Source organism: Pseudomonas sp. H1_D04 (genome assembly GCF_054683855.1).
This window is the reverse complement of sequence record NZ_CP162826.1, coordinates 4,855,797-4,879,404: the sequence shown is the minus strand read 5'-3', so window position 1 is coordinate 4,879,404 and position 23,608 is coordinate 4,855,797. Positions and strand designations below refer to the sequence as shown.

General features: G+C 59.1%; 19 protein-coding genes and 1 pseudogene. 2 read left to right on the top strand and 18 right to left on the bottom strand.

The window, feature by feature from the left end; genetic code table 11:
* Position 1 precedes the first annotated feature (1 nt).
* Positions 2-835 (top strand): metal-dependent hydrolase, encoded by an 834-nt coding sequence (locus tag AB4N82_RS22645; protein WP_099602284.1) that lies wholly within the window; start codon positions 2-4, stop codon positions 833-835.
* Here the strand turns inward: AB4N82_RS22645 and AB4N82_RS22640 are convergent.
* A complete protein-coding gene (locus tag AB4N82_RS22640) occupies positions 832-2,907 on the bottom strand; it encodes a PTS sugar transporter subunit IIC/EAL domain-containing protein (RefSeq protein WP_095184563.1) in 2,076 nt (691 codons plus the stop codon). The genes AB4N82_RS22645 and AB4N82_RS22640 overlap by 4 nt on opposite strands.
* Positions 2,908-3,191: 284 nt before the next feature.
* Between AB4N82_RS22640 and AB4N82_RS22635 the strand changes: the two genes are divergently transcribed.
* Positions 3,192-3,521 (top strand): DUF6388 family protein, encoded by a 330-nt coding sequence (locus AB4N82_RS22635; protein WP_032886512.1) that lies wholly within the window; start codon positions 3,192-3,194, stop codon positions 3,519-3,521.
* A gap of 8 nt (positions 3,522-3,529) precedes the next feature.
* On the opposite strand, the gene AB4N82_RS22630 is transcribed toward AB4N82_RS22635, so the two are convergent.
* The 17 genes and pseudogenes from AB4N82_RS22630 to tssA all read right to left on the bottom strand — a co-directional run bounded on the left by AB4N82_RS22630 (position 3,530) and on the right by tssA (position 23,281).
* Positions 3,530-4,372 carry a serine/threonine-protein kinase gene (locus AB4N82_RS22630; protein ID WP_122765420.1) on the bottom strand — a complete coding sequence of 281 codons (843 nt, stop codon included), beginning with the start codon at positions 4,370-4,372 and terminating at the stop codon, positions 3,530-3,532.
* Positions 4,369-5,091, bottom strand: coding sequence for a PP2C family protein-serine/threonine phosphatase (locus tag AB4N82_RS22625; RefSeq protein ID WP_122756546.1), 723 nt, complete (start codon positions 5,089-5,091; stop codon positions 4,369-4,371). Before AB4N82_RS22625 ends, AB4N82_RS22630 begins: the two co-directional genes overlap by 4 nt.
* A complete protein-coding gene (tssM, locus tag AB4N82_RS22620) occupies positions 5,088-8,465 on the bottom strand; it encodes a type VI secretion system membrane subunit TssM (protein ID WP_460103105.1) in 3,378 nt (1,125 codons plus the stop codon). Before tssM ends, AB4N82_RS22625 begins: the two co-directional genes overlap by 4 nt.
* Before the next feature lie 15 nt (positions 8,466-8,480).
* Complete coding sequence (icmH, locus tag AB4N82_RS22615; RefSeq protein WP_122765422.1) at positions 8,481-9,344, bottom strand: type IVB secretion system protein IcmH/DotU; 864 nt, start codon at positions 9,342-9,344, stop codon at positions 8,481-8,483.
* Positions 9,345-9,349: 5 nt separating this feature from the next.
* Positions 9,350-10,678 (bottom strand): annotated as a pseudogene (tssK, locus tag AB4N82_RS22610) (type VI secretion system baseplate subunit TssK).
* An 11-nt stretch (positions 10,679-10,689) separates the two neighbouring features.
* Positions 10,690-11,166 carry a type VI secretion system lipoprotein TssJ gene (tssJ, locus tag AB4N82_RS22605; RefSeq protein WP_081797696.1) on the bottom strand — a complete coding sequence of 159 codons (477 nt, stop codon included), beginning with the start codon at positions 11,164-11,166 and terminating at the stop codon, positions 10,690-10,692.
* 5 nt (positions 11,167-11,171) lie between these two features.
* Positions 11,172-11,975: a type VI secretion system-associated FHA domain protein TagH gene (gene tagH, locus AB4N82_RS22600; protein ID WP_460105155.1), complete on the bottom strand. Its 804-nt coding sequence runs from the start codon at positions 11,973-11,975 to the stop codon at positions 11,172-11,174.
* Positions 11,924-12,355, bottom strand: a complete 432-nt coding sequence (locus AB4N82_RS22595) for a type VI secretion system-associated FHA domain protein (protein WP_460103100.1) — start codon at positions 12,353-12,355, stop codon at positions 11,924-11,926. Before AB4N82_RS22595 ends, tagH begins: the two co-directional genes overlap by 52 nt.
* A gap of 16 nt (positions 12,356-12,371) precedes the next feature.
* Positions 12,372-12,503 (bottom strand): type VI secretion protein, encoded by a 132-nt coding sequence (locus AB4N82_RS22590; RefSeq protein ID WP_081797692.1) that lies wholly within the window; start codon positions 12,501-12,503, stop codon positions 12,372-12,374.
* A gap of 59 nt (positions 12,504-12,562) precedes the next feature.
* A complete protein-coding gene (locus AB4N82_RS22585) occupies positions 12,563-14,095 on the bottom strand; it encodes a sigma-54 interaction domain-containing protein (RefSeq protein WP_122765424.1) in 1,533 nt (510 codons plus the stop codon).
* The gene (locus AB4N82_RS22580) at positions 14,092-16,530 is read right to left on the bottom strand and encodes an AAA family ATPase (protein WP_122765425.1); all 2,439 of its coding nucleotides are present in this window, start codon (positions 16,528-16,530) and stop codon (positions 14,092-14,094) included. Before AB4N82_RS22580 ends, AB4N82_RS22585 begins: the two co-directional genes overlap by 4 nt.
* A 9-nt stretch (positions 16,531-16,539) precedes the next feature.
* Complete coding sequence (gene tssG / locus AB4N82_RS22575) at positions 16,540-17,547, bottom strand: type VI secretion system baseplate subunit TssG (RefSeq protein WP_460103094.1); 1,008 nt, start codon at positions 17,545-17,547, stop codon at positions 16,540-16,542.
* Positions 17,511-19,298: a type VI secretion system baseplate subunit TssF gene (gene tssF / locus AB4N82_RS22570; protein WP_122765427.1), complete on the bottom strand. Its 1,788-nt coding sequence runs from the start codon at positions 19,296-19,298 to the stop codon at positions 17,511-17,513. The genes tssG and tssF overlap by 37 nt, the downstream gene beginning before the upstream one ends.
* Positions 19,288-19,707, bottom strand: a complete 420-nt coding sequence (gene tssE / locus AB4N82_RS22565; RefSeq protein WP_032886526.1) for a type VI secretion system baseplate subunit TssE — start codon at positions 19,705-19,707, stop codon at positions 19,288-19,290. Before tssE ends, tssF begins: the two co-directional genes overlap by 11 nt.
* Positions 19,704-21,179 carry a type VI secretion system contractile sheath large subunit gene (tssC, locus tag AB4N82_RS22560; RefSeq protein WP_122765428.1) on the bottom strand — a complete coding sequence of 492 codons (1,476 nt, stop codon included), beginning with the start codon at positions 21,177-21,179 and terminating at the stop codon, positions 19,704-19,706. The genes tssE and tssC overlap by 4 nt, the downstream gene beginning before the upstream one ends.
* 28 nt (positions 21,180-21,207) lie before the next feature.
* A complete protein-coding gene (tssB, locus tag AB4N82_RS22555) occupies positions 21,208-21,705 on the bottom strand; it encodes a type VI secretion system contractile sheath small subunit (protein WP_122765429.1) in 498 nt (165 codons plus the stop codon).
* Positions 21,706-21,733: 28 nt separating this feature from the next.
* On the bottom strand, positions 21,734-23,281 hold the full coding sequence (gene tssA / locus AB4N82_RS22550; RefSeq protein WP_122765430.1) for a type VI secretion system protein TssA: 1,548 nt from the start codon (positions 23,279-23,281) through the stop codon (positions 21,734-21,736).
* Positions 23,282-23,608 lie beyond the last annotated feature (327 nt).

The window sequence follows — 23,608 nt, the reverse complement described above, 5'->3', positions numbered from 1 at the left end:
TATGCTGCCTATCCGCCGCGACGTCCGTTTTGTCCTGCCCGCCGAGCGCATCACCAACTGGCACGAACAGGGCCCGTTCATCACGCATTTTTTCAATGCCCTGTCCCTGCTGTTTCCCCAGGGCGAGCTGTTTTTCATGGACAGCGTGCGCCACTACCGCCAGCGCGTGGAGGACCCTGCGCTGAAAAAAGAGATCCAGGGCTTTATCGGTCAGGAGGCGATGCACAGCCGTGAACACGTGGCCTACAACGACCTGATGCAAGCGGCAGGGCTGCCGGCACACACCCTGGACCGTCGTCTCAAGTTCGTCCTGGACCTGCAGAAAAAACACTTTCCACCCGCCTTCAACCTGGCAATCACCATTGCCCTTGAGCACTACACAGCGATGCTTGCGGAAATCCTGCTCAGCGATCCGTCCCGCTTTGGCGACTCACTCAAGGGCTACCAGCAGATGTGGTACTGGCACGCTCTAGAGGAAACCGAACACAAGGCTGTGGCCTTCGACGTGTGGAATACGGTGATCAAGCCCGGCCCCAAGCGCTATCTGCTGCGCACCGGCGCCATGCTGACCACCACGGTGTTCTTCTGGCTGGTCGTGCTGGACTTCCACGTACGCCTCTTGATCGCAGACCGTAAGGCCGGCGGGCACCTCAAAGGCTTCTGGCGCATGCTGAAGTTTCTGTATGGGCCCAAGGGAGTTTTCCCACGGATGCTGCGGCCTTGGCTGCACTACTTCAAACCCGGCTTTCATCCATGGGACCACGATAACCGCGCGCGCCTGGAGGGCATCGACAGCCTGATCGAAGACATCGAACAGACTCAGCGCGGCTACTAGGCTTGCGCCAAGGCTTCACGCTCGCGCACAAAGCCTTCCAACTGATCGCCCGGCAGTGCCTTGCTGAAATACCAGCCCTGGATAATCAACTCAGGGCCGGTGTTCAGGAAGGCCAACTGCTCGGCGGTCTCCACGCCCTCCACCACCACGCCCAGGTTCAGCGCTTCGCAGAAACGCAGCATGCCGGTCAGCACTTGCGCGCCTTTGGGATCGTGTTGGGCCACCACGAAACTGCGATCGATCTTGATGAAGTCCACCGGGAATTGGTGCAGATAGCTCAGGGCCGAAAACCCGGTGCCGAAGTCATCGATATAGACCTTGGCGCCGATGTCCTGCAATTTGCGGATGGTCTGGCGCGTGGCCGGGATGTCGCTGATCAGCGCGTCTTCGGTGATTTCCACCGACACCTGCCCATGGGCCTGAGCGAGGATTTCCACGAGGCGTTCGCCATAGGCCGCGTCGGTCAGGGTCGCGCTGGAAATGTTGATGGTCATGGGCAGCGCAAAACCGAGCTTTTGCCACTTCTGATACTGACGAATCGCCTGGGACGCCACCCACACATCCACGTCCGGCATCAGCCGCGCCTGCGCCAACCATTGCAGGAATTCCCACGGCGAGTGCACGGTGCCCTGGGCATCGCGGGCGCGCATCAGCGCTTCGCAGCCAGTACACAGGCCGGTGCGTGTCGAGACCTGCGGCTGGAATTCAAGGTAGAACTCGTAGTCGCTGATCTGTTGGATGTGGCTCAGTTCATTGGCTTGGCGCGCGAAGGTCCTGTGGGACGCCAGCACCGGGTCCAGCTCGCGCAGCCGGCCTTTCTCTTCGAGGCCTCGGAAGGTCATGTCGAGGGATTTCAGGTACACCGTTCCACCTTCAGCGGCCTGGCGATGGATTGCACGTACATACGGCGCGTACACCAGGGTGCCCAGGGCCAATAGCGTTACTTGCAGCGCGACTGCCGCCAGATCGCCGTGGGTGCTCAGGTAGGCATTGAGCAATACCGGGGAAGTGAACGGCACGCTGGCCACCGCCGGAGATACCCACCCCAACTCCACCACGGTCAACGCCACCATTGCGTTCAGGGCAGGGACTACCAGAAACGGAATGAACAGGCGTGGGTTGAGGATGATCGGCAGGCCGAACAGCAGGACTTCACTGACGTTGAACAGCGAGAGCGGCAAGCTCGCCACGGCCAGCAGGCGCATCGACTGACTCTTGGAAAACAGCAGGATTGCCACCAACAAGCACAATGCACCGCCCGAGCCGCCGATAAAGGCAAAACTGCCCAATAGGCCGCTGTTGAGTACATATTTAATCGGCTCACCTGCTGCCAGTGCGGCGCCGTTGAGCACCACCGCCTGATCCAGTACGTCGAACAGCGGTTGCATGGCGTACACGCCGTGGATCCCGAAAAACCACAACAGCGAGTTCATCAACGTGACAAACAAACCGCTGCCATAGGGCGACTCCAGGGCTTCAATCACCTGGGGCCCCTGCAACTGCGCCACATAAGGAATCTGCAGCAACAAAGACAGCGCCACCACCAGCGCCAGAGCGGTGATGGCACCGGGCACCACCATATTGATCGTACCCCGCAGGTTGTGCCCTACCAGGTCTTCATTGACCAGGCGGGTCCAGCGGTAGCGGTACAACCAGGCCATGGCCGGCACATTCAACAGCGGTGAGGCAATGGCGATAAACAGGACGAACGTGGCAGACGCGCGGGGGTATTCACGCAGGATAAAGGTCGCGACCACTACATGAGCCAGGCACAGAAACGCCACCGGTAGCTGCGGCAGGCGGTACTGAATCGCCAGCATGTAACCGATGGAAGCCGCCACCAGCAGCGGAATCACTGAACTGATCTGGTTGTGCAACCCTGCGAGGAGCGCTACCACCTGCGGATCGAACCCCAGGACCCGCGCACATTCGGACAGGATCAGAAAACCCGCTGACACCAGCAGGCACGGCAGGATCCACAGCAGCCCTTCGCGGATCGCACGCAACGACTCGGTACTGGCCAAGGCAGCCAGACGCTGGGTGAAGAACAGTTTGAACAGCGTTTGCGCCATGACCCACCCTCTGCCCATCGCCCTCTGCCCATGGAAGGCAGTGCCCAAAATACCGGGGCTAACGCTACACGTCCTGACACCGGGAGCGAAAGCCTTTTGCCATGTTCAGGGCGGAAATTTCAGCAATGAATAGCAGACAACGCCGGTTTTTTTCAATTGTTGAATGTTGTGACCTGGGCCAATCCTGGAATCTGCTTCAATACCTGTTGTCTGCGCTTAATGCGCATATGGCTCGTCTCGGGCCAAAAACTGAAGCCTGATTCCATCTGATTTGGAGCACACCCTTGTCACCACCTGGCGATAACCACCAGCTCGCGCTGGACCGATTCTTGAATGAACACCCCGATGTGGCCGCAGAACTGAACACGCTGAACCCGCTGGCCGCCCAGGCCAAGGGCGAAACCCTGGCACAGTACCGCGCCGAACGGCTGCATGAAGCGTTTGAGGCAGAAGCCGAACGCCAGGGTCTCTTTGCATGGGAATTGACGCTCAAACTGACCACCGACTCCTCCGAGGACTTCGAGGCCCTGCGCCTGGAAGTGCACAAGGAAGTGGCGCAGATGGCCGGACTGAGTTGGGTCGAATACTGCCAACTGCACGATTTGAACGGCTGATACGCCCACTAAAACAACCAGTGGCGTCGCCGTCCATTTATCGCTTCGCACAATTCTTCGGCCGAAAGGGTGCGTCGTTCAGGGTCCACCTCCAACGCAGAACGCAACGCGGACCAGCACTGGCGGGGCAGTTGTCGTGGCCTCGGCAATGGCTTATTCAACTGCCCCTTGCCGGGGCGGTTTCCCTGGGCGAGTTCATAGATCACACAGGCCGCGCCATACAGATCGGCCCTGGGAGACAGGCGCCCGCCCGCCAGCAATTCCGGTGCCGCATACGCCGGCGTCCAGGCGTTTAAACGGCTGCGACTCAAGCCAGGCAAACCTGCGGCCTGCTGTGCCTCGCCATGCCCCAAACCAAAATCAAACAACTGCACACCCTGCTCGCCCACCATGATATTGGCGGGCTTCACGTCGCCATGCAGAACGCCCTGCTGGTGGGCATACGCCAGCGCATCCAAGAGTTGCATTGCGATGGGTTTCAGCTCCCTCCATGGCAATCCATCAGGGCACTCCTTGAGCAGCCGGTCCAGGGTCATACCGGTAAGCAACTCCATGGTGAAAAATGCAACCTGGCGCGGGGTGTCAACCTCGAAGGAAAACGTTCTGACCACATGATCGTGGCGCAGGCTTCGGGTCAGGGCGAACTCGCTGTACAGCAATACATGGCCGTCGGGGGATTCGGCGAGCGTATCGCCCAGCAGCTTCAGCGCCACCCATGCGTTGGGCTCGCCGAACGCCTCGTGCAGCAGATCACGGGCGCGGTAAACCACGCCCATCCCGCCTGTGCCCAATTCGCGTTCGAGGTGATAGCGTCCTGCAAGCAGGTTCGGCGGGCCGGTGACTGCACTCATGGCTGAACCACCACGGCCGTCAGGTCATCCCGCGCGGCCCCTCGCATCACGTTGGTAAATAAGCGATCCACGACCTGCAAGGGTGTCCCCACACTCAGGGCACTGCCCAGTTCGCCGTGGCTGAGTCCCTGATACAAACCATCGCTGCACAACAAAAATACATCCCCCGGCTGGATACTGAGTTCCAGCACTGCCAGGCTCAGCGGCTGTCGGCCGCCAATGGCACGGGTCAACGCCTTGGCATCCGGATGGGCCTGGGCCTGCTCCAGGCTCAACTGCTGCTTGTCCATCAGGTGCTGCCACAGCGCGTGGTCCCGCGACAGTTGGTACAACCGCTGTCCCCGCCACAGATAGCAACGGCTATCCCCGACCCAAATGCACGCGGCGCGATTGCCCTCGCGCAGTAGCACCACCACGGTGCTGCCCATGATGCCCTCGGCGGCTTGCTTTATTGCTTGCCCCATTTCACTGTCGAGCGATCGCAAACACCGCCTCACGGCCTCGACCCGTTCGTCAAAGCTGCCCTGATCAGGTAACGAAGCCAGGCTGCTGATTACCCAGCGGCTGGCCACATCCCCAGCCTGATGACCACCCATACCGTCGGCTACTGCCCAACACCCCCGCTGGGGGCAGTCGAGAAACGCGTCCTCGTTGCGCAAACGCGCCTTGCCCCGGGCCGTTCGCCCAGCACTGTATCCCGCGGTATGTGCCTGGTTCACAGTTGCTCCGGCAAGCGGAATGTGCGCCAGTTCGCCATTTGGAACGGACCGAGACTGCGCTGACTGCTGAGCAGGAAGTTGGCGCGCATGCCATCGAGTTCGGCCTTGATCAGCTGTGCGCCCTGACCAATCGCGGGCTCACTTTGCATCAGCTCGAAAAATCGAAACAACGACCAGGGGCCCGCGTTTTTTTCAATCCCCAACGGCCGCTGCACACCCCTCTCCAGTACCAGGCTGCTACGGCCATTATCCGTCTCGCCCGGCCACTGGAACGCCATAGGCACAATCGGACCATGACGGTATTCAAGGTGTTGATCCCCAATGCTCAAGACGGCACGGCTGACTGCCTGATCAAGGCTATAGGGAGCCAGCGTGAACCGCACCGCCCAGTCCCCCTGATCTTCAGTGAAGAAGCCCTGGCGGATCATCTGGGCTCTGGTCAGTTGGTCCAACAGTGAGCGCGACAGCCCCAGGCTACGGCCATCGAGTCCCCGTAGGCGATAGCGACTGCCCTCGGCACTGACAAAGGAGCGCAGGTAGCTTTCATAAAAGCTCGCCATGGCGCCCTGGGGTTTGAAAAACGCCTGGAAATCGCCTAGGGCGACATCACTGGTGGCAGTGGCATCGAACGGATACCGATGCTGGATCGCCTTGGCGTAAAAGCCATAGACCTCACTTTGGTAGCGCTGATTGATATACACATAGGCATCGTCGAGCAGTAGTCGCCAGCTGTCATCGGCAATGCCTTCAAACCAGCCTTTGAGCGGCAGCGGCAAGCGCGCAGCAGCATCACGCAGGCTACCCAACAACGGCTGTTGCCCTTCCATACGCTGCCTGACCATCGTGAATACCGCCTGCTCCGGCACGCCTTCGCGGTTCAGGGCCGCCAGTTGCAGATGCCATCCATCGAGCAGCCGCAAAGCCTGCGTCAGCTCAACGCCGGGGTTTTGTTCCGCATCCAGCAATTGATGCAGAGGTTCGAACCGACGCTGCAGCGCGCGTCGGGCAGAGTCAGGTGCAGCCTGCCCCTGCAGTTGGCTGAGCAACACACTGGAAGCGGAAGTCTCCACATCCAAGACCTGTTGGGTAACTGCCTCAAGGCGATCAGTGGCCGAGAGCAAGCGCGTATTTTCCCGAACCTGTTGCAACAGTTGCACCAACGGCGACTGCGCTGACGCCAGGCTGGCAAGCCCGTCCGCATGCTGCCTCAGGCTGTTACTTTCCTGCAGACGAACTTGGCCAAGGGCCTCACTCCACGTATCAGCGTACTCACTGAAATAGCGCTGCTCCAACTCCAGCATCAAACGCCGCAAATCCAGTGCACTCAGATCTGCGCCCTCCCCGATGACCCAATTATCCTGAGCGATGGAGTTGACCAGGCGCGGGCCTTGCCTTTCAAAATACTGCACATACCGTTTGGTGTAGAAGCCGGGTATGGGCTGCTCGGCAGTGACAACCCCCCGTCCCTCGGCCAGGCGAAGAGGCTCAAGACTTCTCGCTTGGTCACGCAGCACCCGGTAGACCACGCCTGCCAAGGATTCACCACGCAACTCCTGGCGAGCCTCGGCAACCAGTTCAACGTCCGAGGACGTCTCGAACGACAGCCCCAGTAATCGTGCAAGGTGTTCATTCAACCGATTCTGCGTCGCAGCATCACCGGCATAACGCACCGACCAATGACCGGCTACACGCTGCGCCAGCCAACCGTTATCGCGACGCTCACGCAGACTGAGCATCAGGTAAGCCCGTAGGCTATCCAGCAGTTCCTCGCGGTCGCCAAGACTGGCTCGCACCTGTTCTTCCAGCATCGAGGAGACCAGAGGCAGCAACTGCTCACGCAGTGAATCTTCATAGGCACTCACCAGCAGCGGCCGACTCAGCTCCCCTTGATACAACCCACCGCGCTCGACCAATCGAGCGTCCGCCAACGCGGGAAATACCTGAGTAGCGGCCAAGCGAGCATCTAACAGCGGCAGCCGCGCCAGGGTAACGTCCAACCCTGGCACGGCGGGCGGCTGTGGTTTGCTCAGTTGAGCCAGTTGAATCAAGCGTTGGTGGTTGACCGAATAGCTGTAGGCCCACAGCCCTCCCGCGCCGAGAATAGCCAGGGAAGCCGCCAACGCCAGCAACCCTTGATGTCGACGGATACGCTGTCGCTCTGGAGTATGCAGTCCCGCAAGATTGGCCTCGGCAAAAATCACCCGGTTGAACAGGCCCTGTACAAAGTGGGAAGGTCTGTCAGCCGTCTGCGCACACGTCAGGTAAAACCCGCGCAAACCGTTAATACGCTGGAAGCGGTGGGCAGAGAACGCAGACTCCACAAACAGGCACAAACGCTCACCGATTTGCGCGACCTGCCGCGGAAAGTCGAGCATCTGGCCGCGACGCTCTGCGTTTCGCTCCTGATGCAAACGCGGGATTAACTCTGCGGCGAGGCGTTGCAGCAACGCCTCGAACGCTTTACGGACCTGTGTAATGTCAGCACCGGCCGGGCCTGTCACCAAACGCTCTCCCAGCAGAGAGTCGGCACTGTCGCCCTGTGCCGCATCAAAGAATTCCACAAAGCCTGGCAGTCGGTCAGCGTGGGTCAACACCAAGTAAATCGGCACATCCGCATGCAGCGTCTGCTGGATGTCCTGCAACCGCGTATGTACGTTTCGCGCATGCAAGTCCAGATCGCGCTCATTGCTGCCAAGCAGCGTCTCCACCGCCAGGGTCACGATCACGCCATTGAGCGGACGTGCCCTGCGCCGGACTTTGAGCAGGCCTAGAAACGTCGACCACCCTGCCCCGTCGACGGCGCTATCCGGTTGAGCCAGGTAGCGCCCCGCACTCTCGACGAGTACGGCTTCGTCGGCCAGATACCAATCAAAATACTGGGTCGCGCCAGGGGTTTTAATCCCCTCGCCTCGATCGAGCGCAAAGTGCGATCCGCAGGCAGCCAACAGGCGAGTCTTGCCACTGCCCTGCTGGCCGATCAACAGATACCACGGCAAGTCGTTGCGCCAACGCTCACTGCGTTCACCGTAGCGACGCGAGGTTTTCAGCGTGTGCAACGCCTCCTTGAAGCGCCCTCTTACCTGCTTCTGCTCGTCCTCGACCAACCCCAGGCGCTCATGACGCTCCTGGTGTGCAGGCTGGTTAAGTCGTGCGGAACGGCGCCCACCCACCATGACCATCGCCAGCCCCCACAGCAGGAACAATCCACTGATGGTCAACAGCCGAGCCGGAGCGCCTTGCCAGAACCGGTGATCATCCACCGCCAGCAACGGCCCAAAAAACCATACGAGCAGCGCGCTGCACAACACGATCAACAGGCTCCAGACCCAACTTTTGCGCAGCACTGTGCCCACGCCCATGAAGAATGCGTTCATTCATTACTCCCAGCGTTACAAGGGCGACCGTGTCTGATCCGGCGCCAACATTTGAAAAGGTTGCAGCACTGTCATGCGTTCATTAGCCAATGCCCATGCAAACGCCAAGTACATAGCCAGCACACAGCCGAGGGTGAAGACGACGAACCCGGTAACGGAAATTATGCGCAGCCGTGCTCCAGGTGCCCGTCTCAAGGGAGCGGGAGAAGACATCAGCGGGCGCTCACCACGCACATGCCTGATTTGTCGGTACAAACCATCTCGTACCGTTTCCAGCTGCATCCCTCCTCGCTCCATGATGCGGTATTTACCTTCGAAACCCAGTGACAGGCACAGGTACATCAGCTCCAGCAACGCCAGGTGCTTGACGGGGTCGCGGGATAAGCGCTCCAGTAGCCGGAAAAACTTTTCGCCACCGAAGGTTTCGTTGTGAAAGCGGCTCAGCAGGCTGGTCTTCGACCAGTCACTTCGACTGCCCCACGCCGTAGTGACCACCGCCTCGTCTATAACACTGCACAGCACATAGCGCGCCGACATGACCTGAGAAGCCTCTACGCCCTGGTGCAAGGCATGCGTTTCAAACGCCGTAATCCCCGACGACAATCGATCGTTGAGGGTCTGTAAGCTTTCCCGGCCGGTGCTGCCCTTGAGCTGGACGACCTGCGACAAGAGTTCCCAGGCGGCAGCCACTAGGGCGTTGGGGCCGATATTAAAGCTCTGTGCTCCTTGCAGACCGGCGGTGTAGATCATCCGGTCCTCCAACTGCTCAAAGCGCGGAGGTGATGGGAAGTCCGTCACCGTCGCCTGGGCGGGCGCGCGACCATCGAGGTCAAGCAGAACGGTTTTTTCGTCCTGCGGGTATTCGCTGTCCATCGTCATGGCATTCAGTTCCTGATGGCCCAGAAGTTGAGTTCGAGCCCGGCGAACTCGCCGCTGGCGTGGAAGGCAAAGCCACCCGATTGCTCCAACTGCGCGATGTCTCGGGCAGTGAGTTCGAGCATGAAATAGGTCTTGCCAGCGTGGAACGGAATCTGTCGAGGCGCCACCGGCAGTGGCTTGACCTTGATCCCGGCGAGGTGCAGGTTGACCAGCTCGCGGATGCGCTCCACGGAGCCAATTTTCAGGTGTGCCGGCAGGCGGTGGCGCAGTTCTTCGGAGTCGCACTGCGCCGTTGCCGCCAAAATGAAGGTCGCGCTGCCCAGCAATTTGAGGTCACTCACCGGGCACACCAGCACCCCATACTGCCGCTGCTCCAATGGCAACTCGATGGCGTGTTGCTCCAGCACCAACGACAGCACTGCACGAATGCCGTCCATCAACCCGCGAAAACTCGCCCCCTGCTCACCATGCTTGTAACGACTTTCTACCGTTGGGCGCTTGTTATCGGTGGAGAACGTGGACAACTAGCCCAGCATCGACAGCAACACCCGGTACAGAGCCTCCGGACGCACTTGGCCCTGACTCAAAAAGTGGCGTAACACCAACTCGGTACGGTTGATCAATTGCAGCATGAGAAAGTCGCCAATCTGAGCGCCCTCCGATCCGCCCCCGCCCCTGATCCTCTCGGCAATCGCATCGCCTCGGGTGGTGAGCAGACTGATGACCTCCTTGAGGCATGACGAGACATAGCCAGAGCTTTGCAGATAGATAAACGTCGGTACAAAATCCGCGTCCAGCCGCACACCTCCCTCGCCCGTCGAGTCCAGCACTTGGGCGACCTGCAGTTTCACATGCAGCGCGTCAGCGGGTTGCTCGCCTAACAGCAATCTTAGATCCGGGTGTGCGCAGTTGATCTGGCAACGGGACTCAACACCGGCATTGGAATCGCTGATCTGCGCTGCGCAACTGACGTAGCGAGCCAACACATCGCTTTGCTCTCGTTGGCGCACCTCGACTTGATTGCCAATGGCCAATGGCAACGCCAGATACACAGCCTGCCCACTGGTGTTGGCAGGGACCTGCAACACCAGGGGTTCCATTGCGTTGTTCAGCTCGAAAAAGCTGCCATCGGGAAATACACCGCTGGCCTGGTTGACGACCACTTTGCCCAAATTGAGGTATTGCACATCGACGTCAAGGGTCAGGAACCCCCAGCCATCAATTCCCAGCAAGCGGGTGCGGTTGAGCTGCTCGCGGTAGTAGCGGTCGTTGTGCTGCAAGTGTTGGGGGCGAAGCAGCATGCCCTCCTGCCAGACAACTTTATGAACCTGCATCTCTGATCCTCCTACCTTGGGGCTTGAGGGGTAACGACGCGAACCCCGGACTCGTCGAGCATCAGCTCAACACGCGTCAATCGTTGCTGGGCTACGGGCAGCACAAGCCGCCATTGCACATGGGGAAGGTCCCGATAGGCAGCCAGCACCCCGACATAACGGCTCTGTGGCTCAACACTGAGCTTGAACGCCAGTTGCTCACCGGGGCGCAGCTCCAACTCCTCGCCGTTTACCCAGTCCTTGGGCAACGCCTGCGCGGCGCGGTTATAGAGGGTGAAGAAGTCAGCATGTTCAAACGCTACGGGGTGTCGCAGCTCAAGCAGGCGCACGACGACAGGAGAAGGACGGCCATGAAGATCGGGATTGACGCCTTCACTTGCCGTCAACGTCAGGTCCACCTTGGTCAGGGTCGAAAAAGGTGACAGGCTGGCGCAACCGGCCAGCAGGCTCAGTGCGATCAGTATTGATACAACGGTGGCTCGATACATGAAGGTCATCCCGGATAAGTCGTGTGCAAAGTAGCGACCAGGCGCACCTGCTCTTCGTAGGCGTTGGAAAACTCGTTACGCAACAGATGTTCGCCCGAGGTTTGCTCATTGATCAGGCTCCGGTAATGGCGTTGGTAAGCCCGCCAATGAGATCCATCCGTTGAGAACCTGGCCGGTGTGCTCTGGCGCTCGAAGCACAGCAACAGATGGCTGGGTGCAAATGCCGCAACCGCGCCGCGCATTGCGGCACGGCAGGCAACGACCAAGGCCAGTTGGTGGACTTGCATATCCCGGAACGCCTGGGCGACTGCTACCTCAGCAGGCAACTGCCCCAACTCGCCGGGGCCCAACAATGCGGTCAAGGCTGACTGGGTATCGACGCAATCATTCAAGGGGTTGTAGCGCTTGAGCGCAGGCGAGGTCCGGCCCAGATCCAACTCTGCGTTCAACTCATCGCGAGTCCGCAGACTCTGCTGCAGACCTTCGATGGTTTGCCTGAAAAGACCCGCCACCTTCAGCGCGACGGCCTCGCACGCCGGTGGATCGAGCGCATCCAGCTGCATGCCCAAAGCCTCGGCGAATTGGGACCAGAAGGGGTCACGAGCGGGTGCAGCAACCTGCTCGGCTGGAGTCAAGACCTCATCCGCCAATGGCCCACTCCATCTGGGCACGATCAAGTGATCCTGCTCGACGGCGCCGTGAAAAAGTGCACCGTTCGCTTGCTCGGCCAAGGGCTTTGAAACCTCCAGCCCCTCGGTTAAATCGCCATACAGTGCTTCACAATCCAGCGCATGCAAGGGGTCCAGCACCAAAAAGGCATCGTCAGGAATCCTGTCGGTGCGGAACAACGGCTGCTGGCCAATTTGTGCCCCCGGGCCATCAACCGCGCACGGATTTGCACCGCGCCCAATTGGTAGACATCGCCCTCGCTGATCAGTCGTGCTTGCCCTTTGCCCAAACGCTCCGTACTGCCCGACACGCCAATGCCGTTACTGCTGATATCGGTTAAGAAATACTGCCCCTCCCGGTAACTGACCAGACCGTGATGACTGGAAAGCAACCGACTGGCGTCGGGAATGACCCAGTCACAACCCGCCCCGCGGCCGATCACGCCGCCAACGCCATCAAATGTTTTGACGCAAGCAGGCTCACCGCTTTCGGCATTACACACCTCAAACACTAATTGCATGGCAAGGCTTCCCTGTTCAATCGCTGCGACGGGTCGCCTGGGGATCACCCAGCGGACGGTAGTCGGCATCATCAAAAACGTAATTGGCGTTGCAGCCGCTCAACAAACACAGGACAAGCCCCAAGGCTTTCCACGTACGAAGAGGCATCAGGTATCTCCAATGAAAGTAAGGCTGACCACTAAGAGTGAGGTCTGTATGTGCATGAATCAGCCTCCCCCTCGAACGTCGCCAACAGGGATTTTCAAGCGTGTAAGGCGGTAGAGCAGCGTGCGGCGAGCGACACCCAATTCACGTGCCGTGCGGGTCCGATTGCCACGATTCTTGTGCAGGCAGTCGATCAGGAATGCCCGTTCAACCTGCTCCAGGCGCTGGCGCAATGTTGCGTCAACGGGAGTAGCGCTCGACGCAGACGACAGCGATAGGTGCTCCGGCAGCACCACTCCGTCGTCACAGAGCAGCACCGCGCGTTCCACCAGGCATTTGAGCTCACGAACATTGCCGGGAAAAGCGTGGCACGACAGTTGATCCAAGGCGGCAGCAGACCATTGCACCGATGTGCGACCCAGTGCCGAACAGGCCGATTGGGCGAACTGTCGCGCCAACAGCAACACATCGCCGTCCCGCTCACGCAAGGCCGGTAATTCGATCGGGAACTGCGCCAGTCGGTAATACAAGTCCTCGCGAAACGTACCGTCGGCCACCATTGCACTGAGGTCGCGATGGGTCGCAGCGATAATCCGCACATCGACCTTATGGGCCGCACAGGCTCCCAGCGGGCGGACCTCGCCTTCCTGCAGCACCCGTAGCAGCTTGGCCTGGAGCGACAAGGGCATATCGCCGATTTCGTCCAAGAGCAATGTGCCGCCATTGGCGGCGTCAAATAGCCCGACGTGGTTACGTTCCGCACCTGTAAAGGCGCCTTTGCGATAGCCGAACAGCTCGCTTTCCAGCAGCCCCTCGGGAAACGCCGCACAGTTCTGCACCACAAATGCTTTGCTACCGCGCGGCCCAGAGGTATGGATGGCCCGGGCCACCACTTCTTTTCCGGTTCCGGTCTCCCCGCGCAGAAGCACCGTGTAGGGAGCATTCAGCACCTTACCGATCAGACGGTAGGTTTCGTCCATGGCTGTGCTGTTGCCGGTCAGCCCATAGGTCACACGAGCGGTGGGTGCGCAGCCTTTGGCCTGGGAAGTGATGTTCGCAGGACGCCCCCGTCGCAACAAAGCCCGTTGACTCAAGGCGAAGCTACCCAATTGACTTAACGACGGGCCGTAGTTCTGCAGCCATCTCGGCTGCCGGCTGGCGCACAGCAATAGACCCGCGACCGCATTGTGGCGACCGACCAGCGGAACGCATAACAGTGAGCGCCACGGCACTGTTGTCGCCGGTAAAAACCCGCTCTCATACACGCTGTCTTCCAGGTTCTCCAGGCTCAGGGAACAGCAACGACTGAGGACGTAATGCAACAGTTGCTGATGCTGAAAGTCGGGACCGCAAGCGAGGTCGCCCGGGGGCAGCGCGCCGGGCAAATGCTGGGCAATCAGATCGAGTCGACCTGTGCTCTCGTCACACCCGTACAACTGGCTGAGTTCGCATTGACTCAGTTGCGCTGCCGCTGCAACACACAGGTCTGGCAACGTTGACTCGTCACTGTCGATACCCATTCGGGTGAACCAGGCCAATAACGACTCGGCATAGGCCAGCGGCTCGGGTAGCTGGGCAAACACACTGTTGGTCATAGGCTGAACTCGCAGATCGGCTGCCCGTCACCATCCAGACTGGCATGCACCAGCGATAGGGACTCACCCATGGCCATCGCCCCCAAAAGCCGATCGACTATCTGCGGCAGCAGATGAATCTCGATCCAGTGATCGATGTACCGCGCACCACTGTCGCTATGGGTGCATCGCTCGGCCATGTGAGTGACGAGTTCTGTCGTATAGCTCAATGCCAACTTGCGCGACTGCAACCTTCGCCCAAGACGGTCCAGCTTGACTCTGGCCAGGTCATGCAGCACCGCACCCACAACCGGGTAATAAGGCACGACCCGCATCCGGGCGAGCAGTGCCGGTTTGAAGTAGTTGCGCAACGCGGGGCGGATTGCGTCTTGCAGCACCTGGGTGTCAGGCCGCAGACCTCCAGCGCATAAGTCGACGATGCACTCGCTGCCCAGGTTGGAGGTCATCAGGATCAGCGTATTGCGAAAATCGATTTCCCGGCCCTCTCCATCATTGGCCAGCCCCTTGTCGAAGATCTGATAGAACAGGTTCAACACTTCCGGGTCGGCCTTTTCGACTTCGTCGAGCAATACCACCGAATAGGGTCGCTGACGCACAGCCTCGGTCAACACACCCCCCTCGCCATACCCGACATAACCGGGTGGTGCGCCAATCAGCCGGGACAGGGCATGTTTTTCCTGAAATTCCGACATGTTGAGGGTGGTGACAAAACGCTCGCCGCCATACAGCAAATCACCCAGCGCCAAGGCCGTTTCGGTTTTGCCCACGCCACTTGGGCCGACCAACAAAAATACACCGACCGGCGCTTCGGCCTTGTTCAGCCCGGCCGCCACGGCACGCAAGTTGCGGTCGAGCGCCTGTATGGCGGGTTCCTGGCCGAGAATGCGCGAGCGCAGAGCATCGGCAACCCCCAGCACCGATTCACTGTGTTCAAGGGACACCTGCTCAACGGGAATACCCGTCCATGCGCCGATAACCTGTGCCACCCGTCGCGGGCAAACGTGCACTTGGTCCGCCAGCACCCGTTGTTCGAACCAGTGCTGTTCCAAACGTTGACGCTCACTCTCGATAGCCGCCAATCGCAGGTTCAATGCGTGCACAGCCTGCTCATCCACCGCAAGCCCCGCGTCTCTGTCTCGACTCAGCGCGTCCCGTTGCCGCGAGCCTTCAGCCTGTTCGGTGCATAAACGCTCTAATGCCTCGGGCATCGTTACCTGACTGATGCGCGCACGGGCACAGGCGGTGTCCAGCACATCCACGGCCTTGTCGGGCAGCTGACGCCCTGCCAGGTAGCGTGCGCTCATTTGCGCCGCCGCCACGACCGCATCGTCACGGATGTACACCCCATGGCTGGCTTCATACGCCGGAACCAGACCACGCAGGATCGAAATCGCCTGCTCCACGCTGGGCTCACCGACCAGCACAGGCTGGAAACGCCGCGCCAGGGCAGGATCTTTTTCGAAGTACTTCTTGTATTCGGACCAAGTAGTGGCCGCCAGGGTGCGCAATTCGCCCCGGGCCAGGGCTGGCTTGAGCAGGTTGGCTGCGTCGCCGGCTCCCGACTGGGCGCCCGCGCCCACCAAGGTGTGCGCTTCATCGATAAACAGAATCACCGGTTGGGGCGACGCATTGACTTCGTCGATCACGCCCTTGAGCCGTCGTTCGAATTCGCCCTTGATGCTGGCACCCGCTTGCAGCAAACCCATGTCCAGGGTCAGCACCCGCACATTCTGGAGCGGCTCCGGTACTTGTGAACTGGCGATGCGCAAGGCAAGACCTTCGACAACAGCGGTCTTGCCTACCCCTGCCTCCCCCACAAGGATCGGATTGTTTTTGCGTCGACGCATGAGGATGTCGATCAACTGACGAATCTCGCCATCACGACACAGCACCGGGTCGATACGCCCTTCGCGCGCCTGGCGTGTCAGGTCATGGGTGAAACGTGCCAGCCATGACTCGTCGCTTGCGGCGGGGATGATGTCCGGGCGCTGGCTCAGCACGAAGCCCTGTACGCGCTGTGCATCCAAACGGCTCAACAACGCGTAATAGCGACTGCCTGCGTGTTGCAACGGGTGATGCAACAGCGCCAGTAACAGCGCGCCGTGGTCCACTTCGGTTTGGCGCAACTCCAGATGAGCAACCAACAATGCCTGCTGCAACCATTGCACGAGGGCTTGGGCAAACACCGGGTTAAGTGAAGCACTTCCCTCCCCCTTGGGCTGCAGCGTTGCTTGCAGCGTCTGCGCTTCGATCCCCGCGTCGGCCAAGGCTCTCATTAAAAGGCCATCGCGATGTTCCAGCTGGACCAATAGCAAGTCTTCTACAAGCACTTCCCTGCCACCACGCGCCACACAACGCTCAGCCGAGCGCTCCAAGTCTTGGCGGACCGCAGGCGTCAACGTTCGGATAAGTTGTTGCAGGTCTACATTCATCATCAAGAGCCCCTAGTGAGCGTCGTTGGCCACGATGACCACACCGTCGGCGCATTCGTGTGCCAGCCAACTGGTCCAACCCAGCCTGCAGACGTTGTATTCACCCACGTGCAACGGCCTGATGGACTCCTTGTCCAGCACCAGGCGCAGGTCGTAATCCAGCGGGTCGCGAGCGGTCAGTCGAACCAACGCACACAGCAGCGGATAGTCCGCACCCGTCGGCAAAAAACCATGGAATTGCTGCCAATCCAGGCCCTGTACATGCACCCTGAACTTGCCACCGCAATCGGCGACCCGGTCTCCCAAAACCTGGTCGGTGCCCAGCACGCTGTTGGCAACACCCAACTGGTTCAACTGCGCGGGAGTAATGACCACCGAGCGTTCGACCCACTGCTCAATAAACACGCGGTCGTGCTTGAAGTAGTAACGCAGCACTGTCTCGATTAACGCCGCCGAATGCGCCCGCAGACTAAGCAGACCCAGGTAGGGCAACAGCCGCTTGCAGTCCAACTGCGCTGCAGTGCGCAGCTGCCGGCCCTTCAACCCAATCAACGCAAACATCTGCTCGGAAAACGCGTCACGGGCCTGCGCCTGGAAGCTCACCTGGTAACGGTATTTGCGCCAGATCGGCAGCATCAGCCGTTGCAGACGATGGTGAAACAGGTCCAGAAAATCGCGAGTGGCGTGTCCACTCGCCTCATCGGCAAACGCCTGCTCGCCGTAAAACGCCGGCAACGGCGACCCAGCGCCACACAGACCCAGAACGTTGAGGCGAAGACGCGCACGCAATTGACCGTGTTCAACAAAAAACTCCACCCGATCGATGTCGTGACCGGGAAAACCAAGACCTGGGTTGGCCTGAAACTCCAACCTGTCATAGAGCGCGTCGTCATCCAGCAACGGATGGGCGTCGCGCAGGCGCTTGATCACCTGCAAAATCGCCTGGAACAGCGAATATTCGCGGATCGCACTGCACAGTTCCTTCAAAGCAGGGGCTGCTGCCCCATCCGGGGTGGCCATAGGTACACATCTCCTTGTGTGCTGATGACACGTAGTTCGTGGTAGGCATTGAGGCTTGCGTAAAGCGCGAAGAACTCGTTCAGCACCGAGGCGAACACAAACGCTTCGCCCCTCCCGAGGAAGCCTTCGAAATCAATGCTCAGGTCAATCTGCAAGCCACGAAATGGCATTCCGCGGTACAAACGATCGACCGGCCTATGACTGATGGATCGCAACGCACCTAACCTTCTCTGGCTGACCTTTTGCGCGTGCCGGTCGTGGTAACGCGGCACGTCGTAGGTTTGCAGGAGCACCTTGAACGCGTTGATATCGGTCAGTGACAAATAGTTGAGCGACATGTTGCTGATCAGTCGCCAGAGAAAATCCTGGTCAAGGGGCGGCGCAAAACTCGCGGTCGGCGCGCAGATATTGCGAAACGACAACCCCTCCGGCGTCTGCTCACAGGGTTGATTAATGTCACCTGCCTGTAATTGCCGAGGCAGGTTGTGATTGGTACATGTCAGCTCGATCGACAGCGTTTCCTGGGCATGCACCTGCCCATTTCCAAACGTCAGCCAAGTATCGAGCCCTGTGTGGTGCGCCGACGCGCGCTGCCGAATGCTGTAGCTGGTGGGGGGCGCCGAAGCGTCGATATCGCCATCATGCTCGAAGGTTTCAAACGGGACGTACGCTTGATACCCCAACCCGCCAGGGCGCCAACCCATGACCTTATCTACGGAAAACACACAAGCATTTTCCCGCGCGTACTCTCCAGGAATCAGCAGGTACTCGTCCTGCTTGCCGTCCAGGCGTATCGGAACTGCATCATGTTTGAATAGGTTGACGATGGGCGTGCAGTACAGCTTCACGTTGCTCAAAGTGGGGCACTCGGTGGTCTGGCAGCCCACGCGCAACGTGAAGCACACTTGAATGCTGCAGATTTGCTTGAGTTGGTCCTGGGGCAACCGCTGCAGCACATCCAGCCCATTTACATCGACGAACAGATACTTTTCAGGAAAGGAGAAATACTCCTGCAAATGGCGATACCCACTAAACGTAGTGTGCGGATAGGGCATCAGCGCATGCTCCTCGGCGAACCCCACCGGTTTTACCTGCTCAGCGTCGAGTCGCAACAACAGGGACTTGCCATCAGCCCCGCTCACAGCTCGTCCATCGCAGTCCAGTGGTCGTAACTCGATACCTTCAAGCTCGCGCAATAGGCTCAGATATAACCCTTGGCTGATGTAGCGATCTCCCGCCAGATGCAGACGTAATTGGTCGAACTCACATTCGCTGAAATTGCCTCCGGCACTCATGTCGAGGCGCAGACTCATCAACGCCTGTTCGCCTTGGACGCAATACTCCAATGCGCTCAGTTGCAACGGCAGGATGCGGGTGTCGTAACAGGTCCGAAAGCGACAGCGTTCGCCATTCACCGCACCGCTTTCGACTGGCGTATCCCGTGCGACCATCACCCCGACGCCCGTATGCTTCAGCGGGTCAAACTGCAAAATGCTGAACGCAGGTATCGGCCGCATATAGTTGGGCCACAGCAAATGCATCAACGAGTGCGTCAGCTCTGGCAACTCGTCATCCAATTTCTGGCGCAAGCGACCGGTGAGAAAGGCAAAACCTTCCAGTAATCGCTCCACATCCGGATCCTGGCCAGCCTCCCCTAGAAAGGGCGCCAGCGCGGGATTTCGCTCGGAGAAACGCCGCCCGAGCAGACGCAACGCACTGAGTTCACTTTGGTAATACTGGTTAAAGGACATCAGGCAAGACCTCAACCTGTCCCGCATCCCGCAGGCGCGCGGTGAACACCACAGGTTGCGTCACCCCGTCGATAGAGAGCGTGGCGTCGATGGCAAACGCCAGGGCCAAAGCGTCGTGACCTCGGGGTAACGACCTCACGCGGACTTGTTTCAAGCGTGGTTCGTAGGCGCGGATAAACCGCTCGATCAATAAGCGCGACTGGCTCAAGGACTCATGCAGACTCTGGTTCATGTCATTGAGGTCCGGCATTCCGTAGTCCGGCAGTGTCTGCACACTGCCTGCGCGGATGCTGAGCATTTTTCCCAGGTGAGCTGCGACAGACCTCACGCCACAGGCTGAATGCTCAGCTGGATACCCGAGTCGCTCAAACAGACTTCGGTTGCGGGTCACCCCTTGGCCCCTGCTCATTCTTTATCGAGCTTGCCAACCAGGGACAGCGTGAAGTCAGCCCCCATGTATTTGAAGTGCGGTCGTACGCTCAGACTGACCCGGTACCAACCAGGCTCACCCTCAACGTCACTGACCACGATGCGCGCCGCACGCAATGGCCGCCGCCCACGCACCTCGGCACTGGGGTTGTCCTGGTCTGCGACGTACTGGCGAATCCACTTGTTGAGCTCCAGCTCAAGGTCGGTACGCTCCTTCCACGACCCCAGTTGCTCCCGCTGCAGGACCTTGAGGTAATGGGCCAGACGATTGACCACCATCATGTAGGGCAACTGAGTACCCAGGCGGTAATTCAACTCCGCTTCCTTGCCCTCGGCACTGATGCCGAAACTCTTGGGCTTTTGTACCGAACTGGCGGAGAAAAACGCGGCATTGTCACTGCCCTTGCGCATCGTCAAGGCAATGAAGCCCTCTTGTGCCAGTTCATATTCGCGGCGGTCGGACACCAGTACTTCAGTGGGAATCTTGGTTTCGATTTCGCCCATGCTGTGGAAGTGATGCAAGGGTAAGTCTTCCACTGCGCCGCCGCTTTGCGGACCGATGATATTAGGGCACCAACGAAACCGTGCGAAACTGTCGGTCAAGCGTGTGGCAAAGGTGTAGGCGGTGTTACCCCATAGGTAGTGCTCGTGGCTGTTCACCACGGTTTCTCGGTAGGCAAAAGTCTTGACCGGGCATTCAAGGGGATCGTAAGGCGTTCGCAGCAGGAAACGCGGCACAGTCAGACCGATATATCGGGCGTCTTCGCTCTGGCGGAAGCTTTGCCATTTAGCGAATTGAGGGCCCTCGAAATGGTCCCTGAGATCCTTTAGATCAGGTAGGTCGGTGAAGCTTTCCAAGCCGAAAAAACCCGGCCCGGCGGCAGCGATAAAAGGTGCATGGGCCATGCAAGCCACACTGGAGGCGTATTGCATCAACTTCACATCAGGGGCACTGGGCGACAGAAAATAGTCGGCGATGATCGCGCCCACCGGCTGGCCGCCGAACTGACCGTATTCCGCACTGTAGACATGCTTATAGAGCCCTGACTGAGTCACCTCTGGCGAGTCTTCGAAATCATCCAGCAGGTCTTGCCGCGAGACATTCAGCAGTTCGATCTTGATGTTTTCTCGAAAGTTGGTGCGTTCGACCAACAGCTGCAGGCCTTTCCAGGAGGACTCCAGCGCCTGGAAACTTGGGTGGTGAAGAATCTCATCCATTTGCCGACTGAGCTTTTCGTCAATCTCGGCAATCATCCGGTCAACCAGACGCTTCTTGACCGGTTCACCGCTGTTCTGCGGCTTGATCAGTTCTTCGATAAAGGCCGAGACCCCACGCTTTGCAATGCCGTAGGCCTCGTCGTCCGCACTCAACAGAGTCTGAGCGATGATGTTGTCGAGGATGCTGCACTCATCAGTGCTGTGTACAGGTATCGGAGTGTGTTGAGTCGTCATGGCACCAGTGTCCTTTTACTGAGAAATATCAGGCGATTTGGCTGTTCAGGCCCAACTCTGCCAATACCCGGGCACGGGAGTCGTCATCGGCCAGAGCCTGTTCGATAGCTTTACGAAAGCTCGGCGTGTTGCCCAGCGGTCCCTTCAACGCCATCAACGCCTCACGCAGGGCCATCAGCTTGTGTAACTCGGGGATCTGCTCCACCAGGTTTGCGGGGTTGAAATCCTTCATCGAATTAATGCGTACCTGGATGGCGAGTTCTTCAACTTCGGCGCACTCCTGGAGACGGTTGGGTACATTCAGCGTGAGGCTCAGCGCCTGTTTGGCCAGCACCTCATCAAGGGTGTTCTTGTCGATGGCGATGGGTTTGCGATCTTCAAGCTTGCGCAGGTCCTCACGCTGGGTGAAGTCCCCCAGCACCAGCAGTTTCAACGGCAGCTCGACTTCTTCCTGAGCACCACCGATGGCGGGTTTGAAGGTGATATTGATGCGTTCCCTGGGTGCTACCGAACCTTCTTTGGCCATGGTATTTCTCCTTTTTTGGCTCGTGAGCCTATTCAAGTACCGCTTCAAGATCGAAGAGGCACAGCCTGCGGTGGGTGTCTTCCTTGCGCTCGCGCACGGCATGGTTTTGCGGCATCAGGTCGCAGCAGCGATGCAAGAGTTGGGTGACTTGAAACGCCAGCTCCGGTTCCCAGCGCTCCAGGCCCGAGCGTTGCAGCTCGACATCCAAATGTTCGAGCAGGATCTTCGCCAGTTCATGCTTGCCCGCGTGGACACATAAACGCGCCTGGGCCAGGCGCCAGTAAAAGCGTGCTCGATCACTGCGGGCGGCGTGCAAGCCTTGCTTGAGTTGTTGCACGGCGGCCTTGAGTCCCTCTTTGCCCAGCCGAGGCAATACATCCTGCAAAGCGATCTCCCAGGGCTCGGCATCGGCCACCACACCGGGCACTTCAGGCGCTTGCAGGTGATGGGAAACATGCAGTGCGATCCAGTCGCGAGTACTGCTGCTGGCAAAAGGAGCGCCATCGTGAAAACGAAACGCCGGTAAGTCCGGCAAGCGTTGCAGCAACAGGGCAAAGCTCACTTCCAGTTCGGTCATGGCCTGCTTCGCCTGCTGAGCCTCCAGGCATTGCCAGATCATGTGCAGCCCGTCGAACCAGAACATGGCACCTGAGAAGCAAGCCTCAAGTTCAACCAGCAGATCGGCGTGATGCCCTTGGCAAAACCGCTCCTGATAGCGTTTGAGCGTGTCGCAGGGCGGCGCGTACAGCGCGGTGACGCGCTCATTGTTGGCGTCCGGATAGCGGACGATGGCCAGCCATGCCAGCGTTCGGCTCAGGTGCAAGGCCCGCAAGTCGGTAGCGTTGTGGCGCAACCACCAGGTACACAACGGACGGGCTTGTTCTTGCAAGGCACGCAACAATTTATGCGCGTCCTTTTCGTTGTTGACCGTCAGCTCGGTTTTCAACAACGGGGTGGTGGCCTGTTTGACGTGTGCAATCACGGCACTCACCCCTGTGACGGCGGGATGACCCTGCGCCGCAAGCTCCATCCGCTGGTCCAGTTGCCTGCGAATCGGTAGCAAGAGCGGCGCGCCCTCGCCCAAATGGGCAGTCCAGAGCTCATCAAGGCGCGAGAGTTGTTCTAGCAACGCTCGGAATAACGGCTGCTGGTCCTGAAGCGAAAGGCTTTGAACAAGCAGTGTCTCAAGGCGCAAGACCAACCAGCCGAACGCCGCGCTGCGGGTGCGCAGCTTTTGTGGGTGCACCGTGGACCAATGATGCTCACAGAGATGACGCAGCAACCCGAGGCCTGCCAGCAGACCGGCAAAGGATTCGCGCTGGTACAGCGCCCACGTCAGCCAGACAGCCACGCGCAGATCTTTGGACTGCTCTCGCAGCAGGCATTCGCTGATGTTCAGAGTCTTTTGCCAGTCCGGCTGGCCAGCGCCATGAATGGACTGCATCTTTCCCAGTTCAGACTCCAGGGCTTCATACTCACTCGAATACCGTATATCACCGCCAGCAAAACTTGTTTGCGAACAGGGTAGTTTGGCAAGTTCAAGATAATGAACGCAGAGTTTATCCGAGTATCCCATTTAGGACCGCACGCAATTAATCAAGGTACGAACAACAAACTAAGCAAACTTAAAATTCGCACCAGAATGTCATCTTGGCTTCGCTCGACTCGCCACGAAGTTCGCAAACCTTAGCCATGCCAATAACATTCAGCAAGCAATAACCACATACTTAAGACTTGTCCTACGGGCGACATAAACTAAGGCATATGCTGGATATTGCGCAATAAAACCAGCCTGTCGAATCTAATATCAGCGAAAATCAATTGCCAGGCGCCCTATCGGCATGAGCAATTAAATGCGCACTTATGCGCAATTAATACCCGACAAACCGCCTCCAAACCCTCA

Excerpts from the sequence above, each read along its gene's own strand:
- AB4N82_RS22630 (WP_122765420.1), bottom strand. The coding sequence starts at position 4,372 with ATGAGTGCAGTCACCGGCCCGCCGAACCTGCTTGCAGGACGCTATCAC.
- AB4N82_RS22580 (WP_122765425.1), bottom strand. The coding sequence starts at position 16,530 with ATGATGAATGTAGACCTGCAACAACTTATCCGAACGTTGACGCCTGCG.
- tssG (WP_460103094.1), bottom strand. The coding sequence starts at position 17,547 with ATGGCCACCCCGGATGGGGCAGCAGCCCCTGCTTTGAAGGAACTGTGC.
- AB4N82_RS22645 (WP_099602284.1), top strand. The coding sequence starts at position 2 with ATGCTGCCTATCCGCCGCGACGTCCGTTTTGTCCTGCCCGCCGAGCGC.
- AB4N82_RS22640 (WP_095184563.1), bottom strand. The coding sequence starts at position 2,907 with ATGGCGCAAACGCTGTTCAAACTGTTCTTCACCCAGCGTCTGGCTGCC.
- icmH (WP_122765422.1), bottom strand. The coding sequence starts at position 9,344 with ATGACGATGGACAGCGAATACCCGCAGGACGAAAAAACCGTTCTGCTT.
- tssC (WP_122765428.1), bottom strand. The coding sequence starts at position 21,179 with ATGACGACTCAACACACTCCGATACCTGTACACAGCACTGATGAGTGC.
- tssF (WP_122765427.1), bottom strand. The coding sequence starts at position 19,298 with ATGTCCTTTAACCAGTATTACCAAAGTGAACTCAGTGCGTTGCGTCTG.
- tssE (WP_032886526.1), bottom strand. The coding sequence starts at position 19,707 with ATGAGCAGGGGCCAAGGGGTGACCCGCAACCGAAGTCTGTTTGAGCGA.
- tssA (WP_122765430.1), bottom strand. The coding sequence starts at position 23,281 with ATGGGATACTCGGATAAACTCTGCGTTCATTATCTTGAACTTGCCAAA.
- AB4N82_RS22585 (WP_122765424.1), bottom strand. The coding sequence starts at position 14,095 with ATGACCAACAGTGTGTTTGCCCAGCTACCCGAGCCGCTGGCCTATGCC.
- AB4N82_RS22595 (WP_460103100.1), bottom strand. The coding sequence starts at position 12,355 with ATGCAATTAGTGTTTGAGGTGTGTAATGCCGAAAGCGGTGAGCCTGCT.
- tssM (WP_460103105.1), bottom strand. The coding sequence starts at position 8,465 with ATGAACGCATTCTTCATGGGCGTGGGCACAGTGCTGCGCAAAAGTTGG.
- AB4N82_RS22590 (WP_081797692.1), bottom strand. The coding sequence starts at position 12,503 with ATGCCTCTTCGTACGTGGAAAGCCTTGGGGCTTGTCCTGTGTTTGTTG.
- tssB (WP_122765429.1), bottom strand. The coding sequence starts at position 21,705 with ATGGCCAAAGAAGGTTCGGTAGCACCCAGGGAACGCATCAATATCACC.
- tssJ (WP_081797696.1), bottom strand. The coding sequence starts at position 11,166 with ATGTATCGAGCCACCGTTGTATCAATACTGATCGCACTGAGCCTGCTG.